The organism is Capnocytophaga endodontalis (genome assembly GCF_002209445.1).
Taxonomy (GTDB): domain Bacteria; phylum Bacteroidota; class Bacteroidia; order Flavobacteriales; family Flavobacteriaceae; genus Capnocytophaga; species Capnocytophaga periodontitidis.
In genome coordinates, this window is sequence record NZ_CP022022.1 from 436,761 (window position 1) to 450,810 (window position 14,050).

Below are 14,050 nucleotides of genomic sequence, written 5' to 3' on the forward strand. Positions count from 1 at the left end.
TAACCATAAAAATAATTAGCAAATTAGCAAATTTGTCAATTTGCCAATGAATAGAACGCAACCTTTACTTAAAAATTACTCTTCACTTTTCACTTTTCACTATTTTCGCTCATCACTAACAGATTGCACCCTCTGATATCGGCATTGTCGAAGCGCCCTAATACTTCAAAAGTACCATCGGGGTGTAGCTTTCCTAAATCTTGGGTAGCAATAAAACTACACGATTCTCTATTAGCCAAATCGATGATATTAAGTCCGCCGGTTTTGCCAGTAGGCAGATAACTAAGCGCATCATTGGTATCGCGTATAAGCACTTTGAGCCAAGGTACACACTTATAAATACCCTTACCAGCAGAATAGGCTTGCGAGAGCAGTTCGGTCATTCCGTATTCGGAGTGAATCATTGCCACCCCAAAACCTTGGCAAAGTATAGCGTGCAACTCTTCTCGCACGAGTTCTTTACGCCGACCTTTCATTCCGCCAGTTTCCATTACAATAGTATTTTTTAAGGAAAAAGTATGCTTTTCAACAAGGTCGAGTAAGGCAAAGGATACCCCTATGAGCAGTACTTTCTTGCCCGAAGCATCGAGGGTTTGCAAACGCTCAGCTAAGAGGTCGTATTCATTGAGATAGAAACCGCTATACTCACTACCTGAGCGCTCAATAAGGTCGGCTACCATAGTGATGAGCGAAGAGCCCGTGCGCTCTAAATACGAAGGGAGGAGAGCTAATACCACATAATTGCGGATATCGCCATAGAAGTATGCAAATCCTTTGCGAAAGCTCTCTTTGTAGATACTGAGGTCTTTCACATAATGTCGGGAAGTTTGTGCGCCTGTGGTGCCACTGCTGGTGAAGATTTGCTGGTGAGGCGCGTTGCCACAATACACTTTATGCGTTTTGAAGCATTCAATAGGCAAAAAAGGGATATGCTCGAGAGCAGTTACTTTTTCGGGAGTGCGCTGTAATAGGGTACAAAAACGGTGGTATACCTCGTTATTTTCGTATTGATAGCGAAAAGTATCCAAGGCAGTAGCCGTAAAATCTATGTTTGTTGATAGTTGAATCTTATTACCTGTTACTTGTTACCTGTTACCTGTTACTTGTTAACTGAGGAACATCATTGCCACAACAACTCCTGCGATAAAGAGCAACAGAGCTATAAATGTTACCCAATTGATATATTTTTTGCGTGGAGAAGCGAGAAAACTGTCGTATTGTTTACGTGCTTGGAGGGTGATATCTCGTTTTTTGAAATACATATCCACCAAGGTGTGCATATCCTTAATTTCCTCAGGGCGAGGTTGTGAAGGTTGCTCGGGCTGTGAAAATTCATCAGGTTGTGAAGTTTTTGACGCGTTGTTAGAAGATTTATCCGCCTTTTTCGATTCTTTTTTAGTATTTTTATTGTTATAGCTATTTTGGCGCGCCAGCTGATCGTCGTATTCTTTGCGTTTATAGCTATCCGAGAGCACATCGTAGGCCTCTTGGAGGTCTTTAAATTTTTCTACGTAAATAGGGTCACCCTTGTGTTTATCGGGGTGATTAGCTTTAGCGAGTTTGCGGTAGGCGGTGCGTATTTCTTCAGTAGGGGATTCAGGGGTGAGTCCCAGCACTTGGTAGTAATCTTTTACTGTCATAGTCCTGTTATTTGGAGTTATTTATCATTGGTTTCCCAGCCTATAAGTCGGCCGCTCTGAAAGCTAAGCACGACAGATTTGTAGAACCAGCGTTCGGTAGGGATGCCGTGGAACACTACGGGCTGGACGCTCACAGGGCGACCGATAGCCATTTTCACGAGATAATCGGGCATACTTTCTTTGTATATACCTTTTTCAATACTACTAACCGTTGCCTCACCAAAAGTTTTTTTGATGACTTCCATAATGGTTTCTTTAGTTCGTTTTTCATCGATAAGGGCATTTTGCCATTTTTCGCGTAGTTCATCTTTTGCTTTTTCGCGCTTAAGATTTGCAATTCCTTGCATAATAAGCAGATAAAGCAGCACAACCACGCCTAAGGAAAGAAGTACATAGTATATCATCACACTTATTTTTATAATCCTTTATTACTGAAGCGGCAAAAGTATAAATTTTTTAGTAAATAACAAAAAACCTATATCAAAAACTTTTTCTCGCTAATCTCTCTCTGCACCCAAATTTTATTCTCCATTACTTGGTAATTATTAATTAATTTGTACTTTTGCATTGTTGAACAATTATTTTTATAAAAATGGCAAGAGAGATTAAACCTACTCCCGTGTTAGAAGGACAAGATGTAATTAATTTTTACAAAAAATTAGCTTCTTTTAAAGATGATGTAAAAAAGTTAGGAATTACTCGTGAAAAAATAGAAGAAGAAGCTAAAAAATTTAGAGCTTTGTTTAAAACAAACAACTATGAAAATAGATAATTTTCAAGAAGTATCAGTTTTATTACTTACAGAAACTCATACCATCAAACCTTTTGATTGTGAAGACGACGATTTAAACGATTTTTTATTTAACGAAGCTATTCTTTATAAAAAAGAACTATTAGCAACTACTTTTGTTATAGAAAATAATGAACGTACATTAGGATACTATAGTTTGCTAAATGACAGCTTACAACTAAAGGAAGAAATGTTCCCCTCTGTAAGTCAATACAATAAATTTCGAAAGGGACTACTACCTTATCCTAAAAGACATCTAAAAAGTATTCCTTCCTTAAAAATAGGTCGTTTAGGAATTGATAAAAGTTGTAAAGGAAAGGGATTAGGAAAAATGATATTGTTTTCTATAATAAGTAATTGCCTAAAGTTTAATGAAAATCAGGCTTGTAGACTTATCACTGTCGACGCTTATAATCAAGCCATTCCTTTCTACCAAAAAATGGGTTTTAAATTTCTTACTAAAGAAATTGAAAATGAACACACACAATTAATGTTCTTTGATATAACTACATTTATTAATAACTAATCTGTAGTTCACATATATCTATATGAAAATAAAAAATATATCATTCAAAAAACTTATTACCCAAGGGCTGCTCCTGATAGCTTCCCTCCTTTCTCTAATGATGGAAGGGATTTTGGCTTTAGGTTCTATGGTATATAAACTACTGCGTTACTGCCTCAAATACACTTGGTATGCCCTTGTATTACTGCTTATTGGCATTCCCTATTTATTTTATAAACTCTTCAGCGGCAAGCGCGAAGGCAAACAACCCCGAACCTACAAATTCTACCTCAAATGGGCAGGTATTGCTGTAGGAGCAGGGGTAGCAATGTTGTTATTGCTCTTCTCTTTAGTATATTTTGGTGTTTTTGGCAAATTACCTACCGAACAAGAACTCAAGGAGCTCCGCCAAGCTGAAGCAAGCCTCATCTACGACGACCACGGTGAATTCTTAGGAAAATTCTACATTTTTGACCGCACTAAAGTTGAATATTCCGATTTTCCTCCTTACTTGGTAAATGCCCTCATCTCCACCGAGGATGAGCGTTTTTACAGCCACAGTGGCGTGGATATGCGAAGCCTCTTTAGGGTATTTTTCAAAACACTGCTCTTGCAAGATGATTCTTCGGGCGGGGGTAGTACCCTTACGATGCAGTTGGCTAAAAACATTTTCGGGCGTGGCGAGCGCTATGGAAAACTCTCAATGCCCGTGCATAAAATCAAAGAGATGATTATCGCCAGCCGTATTGAGAAAGTCTATACTAAAGAGGAAATCATCACCCTCTACCTCAATACCGTACCTTTTAGCGACAATACTTACGGTATAGAGGCTGCTGCTCATCGATTTTTCAACAAACACACCAAAGAACTCACCCTCAACGAAGCTGCTACCTTAGTAGGATCTCTCAAAGCTAATAAAAACTACAATCCGCGTACCTCGCCCAAGCGAAGTGAAGAACGCCGCAATGTGGTATTAGCAAAAATGAAAAAAAATGGACTCCTCTCCGATAAAGACTTTGAAGTCCACAAGCAAGACAGCCTGAAAATTAGCTATAACAACATCGAAAACGAAGGTCTCGCGCCTTACCTCCGCGAACAAATACGCTTGCAACTCCCCGAATTGTTGAAAGACGTTAAAAAAGAAGACGGTACGCCCTATAATATCTACAAAGATGGGTTGCGCATCTACACCACTATCGACCGTACTATGCAGCAATATGCCGAGGCTGCCGTGAAAAAACACTTAGAGCGCCTACAAAAAGATTTTGAAACTGCTTATGGCAAAAACCCTCCTTGGAAAACCGATAACGACTGGCTACTCCAAGAAGCTAAAAAACTCCCCGCTTATAAAGAACTAAAAGCCCAAGGTCTCAACGATGAAACTATTTGGAAAAAACTCAGCGAGAAAAAACCTATGGACTTGAGTTTCTACACTCAGGACGAAGTGCAAAAACACAGTACCCTCGATAGTTTGTCGTTTTATATCCGCTTGCTCAACACAGGTTTTGTGAGTGTGAATCCACAAACGGGAGCTGTAAAAAGTTATGTAGGAGGTGTTGATTTTGAGCACTTCAAGTACGACCACGTGTTGCAAAGCAAACGCCAAGTTGGGTCTATTTTTAAACCTATTGTCTATGCTACTGCCTTAGAGGTAGGAATGCCTGTATGCACTCACTTCTCACCACGCGCCCTCACCTACGCCGATGAAAAATTCTGGACTCCGCGCAACGCCTCTAAAACCGACGACGACCCTTATACCTACTACTCTGTAGGCAAGGCGCTTAAAGAATCACTGAACACTATTGCAGTACAAACGCTCTTCTATACAGGACTCAACAATGTCATCAGGAAAGCGCGCGCAATGGGTATCCAAACAGCCTTGCCACAAGTGCCCTCTATCGCCTTAGGTTCAGCCGAATTATCAGTGATTGAAATGGCTAAAGCTTATACCACCTTTGCCAATAACGGCGTACCCTCACAACCGTATTTTATAGAAAAAATCACCGACAAAAAAGGAAAAATTATCTGGCAACACAAACCTAAAAAAGAAGCCGCTGCTATCAGCCAAACCACTGCCCAACAGATGATCCAATTGATGCGCGCTACAGTGAATGAAGGAACAGCTGCCAGAATGCGCGGACAATATGGGCTCACTAATGACCTTGCCGGTAAAACAGGTACAACCCAAGATAATAAAGACGGTTGGTTTGCAGGACTCTTGCCTAACTTGGTGATGATTGTTTGGGTAGGCAACGACCAGCAGATAGGCTTCCGCGCTACCTATTTGGGGCAAGGAGCTAACTCAGCACTGCCTATTGCAGCCCTCTTTGTATCACAACTCAACCGCAACAAGCAGTTCAACGCAATCACCCGCGCTACCTTCTCCGTCCCCGACGAGATACGCGAGGAGATAATCAATTGTGAACCCGTGGTAAGAGAAGGTTTCCTCGACCGTCTCCTCAGCAATAGCAATGCTGTAAAAGATACGATTAGAGCAGGCGAAGTGCATTACCGCATCTACGAGCGCAAAGGCAAATTAAACGATATAGATAATGGTGAGGAAGAAATTTCTATAGACGATGTGGTAAACCCTTCGGCAGCAGCCAAAAACACCGCCTCCTCCACCCAACAACAAGAAGAAGACAAACCTAAAAAGAAAGGCTTTTTCGGGAGAATATTTCAATAATTTACCGATTTGCTATTTTGAAACTAAACAGCTAAAAAAACACCAAATTATAAATGAAAAGAATTGTAACTTTAACGGTATCGCTTGTACTTTTAGCGGTACTCAATGCCGAGGCTCAACAAAAAAAATTTAGTGTGAGAACGATTGCTTTTTACAACGTGGAGAACCTTTTCGACACTATCAACGACCCTAATAAATTCGACGACGATCGCACCCCTGAGGGCGCCGACCGCTGGACTTCTAAAGTCTATAACGACCACGTGCAGAAAATTGCTAAAGTCATTTCCGAAATCGGTAACGATGTAACCCACCACGCCCCCGATGTAGTAGGACTTGCCGAAATAGAAAATGAAGCTGTTGTACAAGACCTTATCAATACCGAGTATCTCAAACGTTACAACTATGGCATCGTGCATTACGATTCCCCCGATGCACGTGGGGTAGATGTAGCGCTCATCTACAAAAAAGGCGTGTTCAAGCCCGTTTCCTCATTTGCACACCCTCTGCACCTCACTAAAGACGACGGCAAACCCCTCTACACTCGCGACCAACTGCTCGTAAGCGGTGAGTTAGACGGCGAAATGATACACTTTATCGTAAATCACTGGCCCTCACGTTTAGGAGGAGAAGCCAAAAGCCGCCCCAGTCGCGAAAAAGCAGCCGCTCTGAACAAGCAAATCATCGATTCTCTACTCAAAAAAGACCCTAACGCCAAAGTTATTGCGATGGGCGACTTCAACGACGACCCTATTAACTCTGGCTTTAAAAATGTACTCAAAACAAAAGGCAAAAAAGAAGATGTAAAACCAGGGGAACTGTTCGACCCTATGGAAGCGATGCTTAAAAAAGGTATGGGTACTCTCGCCTATCAAGACGGTTGGAATCTTTTCGACCAATTCTATTTCACTTACGACTTGCTCAAAGAAGACAAGAGCAGTTATTGCTATTGGAAAACAGGCATCTTCAATCGTCCTTATTTGGCAAACCCCAAAGGGCGCTACAAAGGCTATCCTTTCCGCAGTATGAGCAACGGCAACTACACTTGGGGCTACTCCGACCACTTCCCCATATATATGTATTTGATTAGAGAATTGAAATAAATCAACCTTATGCCTCACTATTTTTCATCAAACTTTACTTTAGGAATCCTTGGTGGCGGACAGCTCGGCAAGATGCTCCTCACCGAAACTCGCAAATTCGACATCACCACTAAGGTGCTCGACCCCTCTGCCGATGCCCCTTGTCGCATTGCCTGCAATACCTTTGTACAAGGCTCTCTCACCGATTTTAATACCGTCTACAACTTTGGTAAAGAGGTAGATGTACTCACCATTGAGATTGAGAATGTGAATGTCGATGCCCTTAAAAAACTACAATCCGAAGGGGTAAAAGTATACCCCTCTCCTCAAACTATTGAGTTGATACAGAACAAAGCTACCCAAAAACAGTTCTACGCCACTCACAACATCCCTACCGCCCCTTTTCATCGCTTTGAGAGCTTAGCCAATTTGCAACAAGCCGTAGCAAACCAACAAATAACACTGCCTTTTGTATGGAAATCAGCGCGTTTTGGTTACGATGGCAATGGCGTGAAAATCGTACGACAATTGCCCAACCTATCCCTTCTACCCGAAGGAGAGTGTATCGCCGAAAATTTAGTGCCTTTCGCTAAGGAATTAGCCGTGATCGTCGCCCGCAATGTGAGCGGTGAGGCAACCACTTACCCCGTGGTAGAAATGGAGTTTCATCCCGAAGCCAATCAGGTGGAATATGTGTTATGTCCAGCGCGTATCAGCGAGGAAATCGCCCAAAAAGCACGTGCAATAGCCGTACAAGTAGCCCAAGCCTTTCAGGTAGTAGGACTTTTAGCCGTAGAGCTTTTTCTAACGGCTGAAGACGAGGTGTTAGTAAACGAAGTAGCTCCACGCCCGCATAACTCAGGACATTACAGCATAGAAGCAGCTTACACCAACCAATTTGAACAACATTTACGCGCCATTTTAGACCTCCCATTAGGCAACACCGATAGCAAAGTAGCAGGTGTAATGGTAAACCTCGTAGGGGCTGAAGGCCACCAAGGCGATGTGATATACGAAAATATAGAACAAATATTAGCAATGGAAGGCGTTACCCCTCATATCTACGGCAAACGCCAAACCCGTCCGTTTAGAAAAATGGGACACGTAACCATTGTAAATAAAGACATTGAAAAAGCCCGAGTCATTGCTGAAAAAGTAAAACAAACGATAAAAGTAATCTCTATCCACTAACCCCTTTTTATGTGTGTCCCCTCCCCTTTTTGGTATTTATAACTGAAAAAGAAAAAATATGAAAACTTATACTTTCAGAAATATCATCCGTAAATTCCTGCAGGGCAACACCTCAACAGATGAAAACAAAATACTAAAAGACTTTGAAAATAAGCTTTTAGCAAAAAATACCTCTGAAGTTTTTGCCCACACTTCTGCCGATACCGTGCATAGTGAGCTTTCCCAGCGAATCACTAAAAAGCTCTCCCCGCAACCCTTCTACTACCGATGGTCGGTGGCAGCGGCGGCAGTATTATTGCTGATAATAGGTATTGCCAATTGGAGCTGGTTCTTCTCCTCACCTAACCCTACAGCGATGAGCACCCCAATCCAGTGGCTCAGTGCATCGGCTACTAAAGGTAAAACCTTAACCCTCACTCTGCCCGACGGATCTACTGTTACCCTCAACAGCGGCAGCAGTTTGCGATATCCTTCAGCTTTTACAACTGAAAAACGCGAAGTACAATTGGACGGTGAAGCTTTCTTTGAGGTTACTCATAATCCACAAAAACCTTTTATTGTAAAAACTGAAAAACTCACCACCGAAGTATTAGGTACCAGCTTCAACATTGAGGCTTTTCCTTCACAAAATGAAGCAAGAGTAACCCTTGTTACCGGCAAAGTAAGGGTGCAAGCAGGGGCACAACAATGCGAACTACTCCCCTCACAACAAGCTGTCTTCCAAAAAACAACTCAACAAATGCAAGTGCAAAACGTCGCTACCAACGACTTCATCGACTGGAAAGAGGGTATTTTGCGCTTCCGTGAAAGCTCCTTACCCACTGCGGTACAAAAAATTGAAAAATTCTACGGTGTGCAAATACGCTTAGAGGTAGAAAACGCTGAACACTGCCATTTATCGGGTACTTTTGTAAAAGAAGACTTAAATGTAGTTCTCAAACAACTCATCTTTATCCATTCAGAACTCAGCTACGAATATATCGACAGCCAACATTTAGTACTCAAAGGAACTTGTAGCACAAGAAGCAGCTACTAAGGTTTCTTACTTCCTATTCTTAAAAAACTGCCTTCTCGGGCAGTTTTTTTATTTTTTATGTGTGTATTGCTACTTTTTTGGTATTTATAAGTGAAAAAGGAAAGAAATGGAAATGCTTTCCTATTCAAATATTAAAATATATCATTGAATATCAGCACTAAAGCATTTTAACAGTTTTATCAAAATAAGAACCTTATAAACTATTTTTTATGAATGTAAAATTTCGCAATCAAACCACAAAGTGGCTTTTAGCTATGGCTTTCTTGTGTTGTCCTTTAGTGATGAATGCGACCCCTCACCAAGAGGTTCAAAACACAAAAATTCAGCTAAATTTAAAAAAAGCATCTATATTAGATGTTTTAAAATCAATTGAAGCTCAAACACAATTGAGCTTTGTGTACAACAACGAACTGAAAGCACTACAAAAACGAGTGGATTTTAGTTATCAAAGCGATTCAGTAGACAGTATCTTACAAAAGTTAGCTACTGAATACGGGGTGAGCTTTCTGCGTATTCACAACAGTATTTCGGTGAAAGTGAACGCCCCAAAGGCAACTGCCGATAGACGACCTATAAAAGGGACGGTGGTAGATGAAAAAGGAATACCTATTCCTGGAGTAAGTGTAGTAGTGAAAGGCACTTCCATAGGAGTAGCTACCGATTTTGACGGCAACTTCTCTTTAGAAGTCCCTACTGATGCTCAAACCCTCGTATTTTCTTCTATCGGCTATCATTCACAAGAAGTGACTATCGGTAAAAACACTCAATTTAAAGTTGTCCTCAAAGAAGATACGACTGAGTTAGACGAAGTAGTAGTAGTGGGTTATGGTGTACAAAAACGCGGTGATGTAACCACCGCTATTGCCAGTGTAAAAGCAAAAGATTTAGAAGACAAAGCGGTTAGCTCGGTAGCCGAAGCAATGGTAGGAAAGATGCCTGGAGTACATATCGCTCAGAACACAGGGGCGCCTGGAGCTAACTTGCAAGTACGTGTACGCGGGGTAGGCACCATCACCGCCGGAACTGCCCCTCTATATGTGGTAGATGGAGTGCCTTTAGCTAAAGAAGACCTCAACACTTTCAATAACAACGATATTGAGTCAATTCAAGTACTCAAAGATGCCTCTTCAGCAGCTATTTACGGTTCTCGTGGTAGTAATGGGGTGGTGCTCATCACAACTAAAAAAGGTGCAGAAGGCAAACCTTCCTTCTCTTACAATACTTACCTCTCTATTCAAAACGTCTCTAAAAAAATTGACCTTCTTAATGCCTACGAATATGCCGATTTAGTAAAAGACGCACGTAACAATTCGTATGCAGACCGTATGGAATCTATCAATAAACGCCGTGCAGCACGTAGCCAAGCGCCTATTAGCTTTTCATCAGCCGACGATAACGCCACTCGTCTTAAAAATACTAACAACGACTATAACACTATTATCCCTGTAGAGCTACAACCTTATTTACAAGGCGTACAAGGGCTCACCGATACCGATTGGCAAGATGAGATTTTCCGTACAGCAGTAATGACCAACCACTCTGTTTCAATTTCAGGAGGAACTCCTAACCTAAAGTACTATTCCTCTTTAGATTACCTCAACCAAGACGGTATAGTGATAGGTACCAACTTTGAACGTATAGGCTTACGCCTGAATTTAGATGGCAAAACAGGAATTTTTAAATTTGGAGCTTCTCTCAATCCTTCGTTTGTAAAAGAAGATAAAGTAAATGCAAATGGCGCCTACAACGAAAATGGTGGAGGGGTGATTGCCTCAGCTTTGCACTACGCACCTATCTTTCCTGTATACAACCCTGATGGAACCTTTAGTTTTGCTCAAAACGAATGGAGTGCCAGCACTACTACAATGGTAAATGGCGTAAAACGAATAGGTAATTCACAAACTCAAGCGTGGAATCCTGTTGCCTTAGCGCGCCTTACTTCAAACCAAACAAAAGCAAACCGCTTGCTTGGTAAAGTATATGCTGAGGCTGAGTTTCTAAAAGGTTTATCCTACAAAATGGACTTTGGCTTTGATATTTTCTCCGATGCTCAAAGCACTTTCAAACCCTCTACTATTCCACTTTCTAATACGGCAGGTAATCCGCCTTCAGAAGCTGAAGCGACTTCTCAAACCTCTCAGCGCTATAATTGGGTATTTGAACAAACCTTGAACTACAACAAAAATTTTGGCGAACATCACCTCAATGCTTTAGGAGGTTGGACAATGCAATACCAACGCGATGAGAGCAATTATATGTTTGCTAATGGGTTTATCTCCAATAGTATTCAAACCCTCAATGCTGGTACTGTAACACGAGGGAACTCTCAGGCTTCAGAATGGGCTCTACTCTCTGCTTTAGCACGCTTACAATATTCTTACAAAAGCAAGTATATGCTTTCAGCTGCTCTCCGTGCCGATGGAGCTTCTCGTTTTGGGAACAACAACAAATGGGGCTACTTTCCATCACTTTCAGCAGGTTGGCGCGTTACAGGTGAAGAGTTTATGCAAAACGTAAAATTCCTTACCGACTTAAAGCTCCGTGCCAGCTATGGGCTTACAGGTAACTTCCGCATTCCTAACTACGGAGCTCAAGGCGAATTTAGCTACTACAGCTATGTATTAGGAGGTTCTTCACCAGCAGTAGTAAAGGGGATGGGAGCCAGTGCATTACCTAATCCTAATTTGCAATGGGAAAAAACCGCTCAATTGAATGTAGGTTTTGATGCTTCTCTTTGGAAAGGACTCCTCAATCTCGGTCTCGACTTATACAATAGTAACACTTACGATTTGTTGTTGAATGTACCTATTCCACGTACTACAGGTTTCGCTACCCGATTAGAAAATATTGGTAAAGTAAACAATAAAGGAATAGAAATCAATCTCTCCAGCAATATCAATTGGGGCAAATGGAACTTCGAGCCTTACTTCAACTATTCTAAGAATATCAATACAGTGAAAGAATTGGGGCCAGGCAATGCTGATATCATTTCTTCAGGTTCGATTGCTAACGCTTATTTTATCACTCGTGTAGGAGAGTCTATCGGTTCTTATTACTTGCCTGTAGTGGAAGGCGTATTTAAAAACCAAGCCGAAGTAGATGCTTCTTTACACTATATTGACACTCCCAACAACTACGATTACCAAACCTCTCGACCAGGTGACTTCAAATTTAAGGATGTGAATGGTGATGGACGCTTAGATATCTTAGATACCGACCGTGCCATCGTGGGTAACTATCTCCCTAAATTCACTTATGCTTTTGGTACAGGTATCAGTTACGAAAACTTCGACTTCAAAATAGATTTTCAAGGTGTATATGGCAACCAAATTCTAAACCTCTCCCGCCGTTATTTCTACAATCACGAAGGAAATATGAACAACTATCGCGGAGCTCTCAACCGTTGGAAATCAGAAAGTAATCCAGGTAGTGGGATGAATGTGCGCGCCAATCGCGTGAGCAAAGGTCAAAATGGAGTAACCAGCACTTGGCACGTAGAAGATGGATCATATTTGCGTATCAAAAACATTACTTTGGGCTACAATCTACCTAAAAACATCAGTAAGTATTTTAGTAATGTACGCCTATATTGCAGCATTCAAAACTTGTATACTTTTACAAATTACGAAGGTTACAACCCCGAAGTATCTAACCGTACCGATGCTACTACCAGTGGTGAGGATTACGGCGTATATCCCTTGGCTCGTACCTTCACTCTTGGTTTAAACTTAAAATTCTAACACGATGAAACTAACCTATATATTATTTGGATTAGTAGCTTTATGTTCAGCTACTTCTTGTAACAAATTTATAGATCGCGAGCCTATTTCAAAACCTACTGAAAAAACTGCTTTTAAAGAAGTAAAAGATTTTGAGGGAGCTGTTATAGGTGTCTATGACGAATTGCAATCTAAAGACCAATATTCAGGGCGTTTTCTTACTTTAATGGAGGTACGCGCTGACAATGTGAGTGATGAAAATTCAGGTGCTGCAGGAGGCGTAAACTACGAAATAGAAACTTTTGCCGACACCCCCGCTAACGGAAATTTTAAAGCCACTTGGCTTTCGCTCTATCAAGTGATTGCACGAAGCAATACTATCTTGGAAAATGTTGATAAAATAACAATGACTACTGTTGAACGTACAAACATTGTAGGTCAAGCCTCCTTTTTACGCGCTTTAGCCTATTTCAACTTAGTGCGTTTGTGGGGAGAAGTACCTATTATCACCAAAGTACAAACCGTAGAAGAAGCACGTAACAACCAACGCAACTCTATTAGCGATGTGTATAGTCTTATCATCAGTGATTTGCAAAAAGCAAAACAACTGCCTACCCGTTGGGCTGATGCCGAGCGCGGACGTGCTACCGCTTATGCGGCTCAAGCTCTTTTAGCTAAAGTGTATCTATATCAAAAACAATACAGTGCCGCCTTAACAGAACTTACCCCCTTAGTTACTGCTATCAATGCAGGAAGTGTTATCGGTTTAGTACCCTCAAACGAAACTTTTCCTAACAATCTTAAAACTAGTAAGGACGTGCTTTTTGCTGTACAATACCTCAAAGGAGGAGTAGGTGAATCCGTACACCAAAACAATCGTTATCGCAATCAAGATAGCAGCAATGTAATAGCACTTCCTCAGTCGTTATTTGAAAGTGGTGATAATCGAAAAAACTTAGTAGCTCCTACCTCTAATGGCAATCGCCCTGGTAAATTTAATGCTGACCGTATTGGTAACGAAACCAGCAGCGACTTTCCTATTATTCGCTGTGCCGAAGTAATGTTACTCTATGCTGAAGTTGCTAACGAACTCTCTTCAGTTCCTACTCAAGCTGCTTTAGATGCCCTAAACGCCGTACGCAGCAATGCTAATATCGCTACTAAAACCTTATCCGATTTCCCTACTAAAGAAGCTTTCCGTACAGAAGTGTACTTGCAACGTCGATTAGAACTCGCTTTAGAATGCGACCGCTGGTTCGACCTCATACGCACAGAACAGTTTAGCACTGTTTACCCCAGCGTACCTGCCTATCGACAACTGTACCCCATCCCTTCAGTAGAAATTGAAAACGTAAACAACAAAACTGGTTGGCAAAACCAAGGATATAATTAAAATTTTTTAAA

General features: G+C 41.3%; 11 protein-coding genes. 8 read left to right on the plus strand and 3 right to left on the minus strand.

Annotated features, from left to right (window positions below):
• Positions 1-89: 89 nt before the first annotated feature.
• Genes CBG49_RS02115 through CBG49_RS02125 form a run of 3 tightly spaced genes read right to left on the minus strand, consistent with a single transcriptional unit; the run spans position 90 to position 2,044 of the window.
• Positions 90-1,067: a LuxE/PaaK family acyltransferase gene (locus CBG49_RS02115; protein WP_472266234.1), complete on the minus strand. Its 978-nt coding sequence runs from the start codon at positions 1,065-1,067 to the stop codon at positions 90-92.
• Between the two features lie 39 nt (positions 1,068-1,106).
• Positions 1,107-1,640 carry a DnaJ domain-containing protein gene (locus CBG49_RS02120; RefSeq protein ID WP_088593177.1) on the minus strand — a complete coding sequence of 178 codons (534 nt, stop codon included), beginning with the start codon at positions 1,638-1,640 and terminating at the stop codon, positions 1,107-1,109.
• 17 nt (positions 1,641-1,657) lie between these two features.
• Entirely contained in the window at positions 1,658-2,044 is a 387-nt protein-coding gene (locus CBG49_RS02125) for a hypothetical protein (protein WP_088593178.1), read from the minus strand.
• Positions 2,045-2,232: 188 nt separating this feature from the next.
• Between CBG49_RS02125 and CBG49_RS02130 the strand changes: the two genes are divergently transcribed.
• The 8 genes from CBG49_RS02130 (at position 2,233) to CBG49_RS02165 (ending at position 14,039) form a co-directional block, all read left to right on the plus strand.
• Entirely contained in the window at positions 2,233-2,412 is a 180-nt protein-coding gene (locus tag CBG49_RS02130) for a hypothetical protein (RefSeq protein ID WP_009412052.1), read from the plus strand.
• The gene (locus CBG49_RS02135) at positions 2,399-2,956 is read left to right on the plus strand and encodes a GNAT family N-acetyltransferase (protein ID WP_088593179.1); all 558 of its coding nucleotides are present in this window, start codon (positions 2,399-2,401) and stop codon (positions 2,954-2,956) included. Before CBG49_RS02130 ends, CBG49_RS02135 begins: the two co-directional genes overlap by 14 nt.
• Positions 2,957-2,978: 22 nt before the next feature.
• The gene (locus CBG49_RS02140; RefSeq protein WP_088593180.1) at positions 2,979-5,621 is read left to right on the plus strand and encodes a transglycosylase domain-containing protein; all 2,643 of its coding nucleotides are present in this window, start codon (positions 2,979-2,981) and stop codon (positions 5,619-5,621) included.
• Positions 5,622-5,674: 53 nt separating this feature from the next.
• Positions 5,675-6,721, plus strand: coding sequence for an endonuclease/exonuclease/phosphatase family protein (locus CBG49_RS02145; protein ID WP_088593181.1), 1,047 nt, complete (start codon positions 5,675-5,677; stop codon positions 6,719-6,721).
• A 9-nt stretch (positions 6,722-6,730) separates the two neighbouring features.
• A complete protein-coding gene (locus CBG49_RS02150) occupies positions 6,731-7,891 on the plus strand; it encodes a 5-(carboxyamino)imidazole ribonucleotide synthase (protein ID WP_088593182.1) in 1,161 nt (386 codons plus the stop codon).
• 58 nt (positions 7,892-7,949) lie between these two features.
• A complete protein-coding gene (locus CBG49_RS02155; protein WP_088593183.1) occupies positions 7,950-8,927 on the plus strand; it encodes a FecR family protein in 978 nt (325 codons plus the stop codon).
• 209 nt (positions 8,928-9,136) lie between these two features.
• Positions 9,137-12,667 carry a SusC/RagA family TonB-linked outer membrane protein gene (locus CBG49_RS02160; RefSeq protein WP_088593184.1) on the plus strand — a complete coding sequence of 1,177 codons (3,531 nt, stop codon included), beginning with the start codon at positions 9,137-9,139 and terminating at the stop codon, positions 12,665-12,667.
• 4 nt (positions 12,668-12,671) lie between these two features.
• A complete protein-coding gene (locus CBG49_RS02165) occupies positions 12,672-14,039 on the plus strand; it encodes a RagB/SusD family nutrient uptake outer membrane protein (RefSeq protein ID WP_088593185.1) in 1,368 nt (455 codons plus the stop codon).
• Positions 14,040-14,050 lie beyond the last annotated feature (11 nt).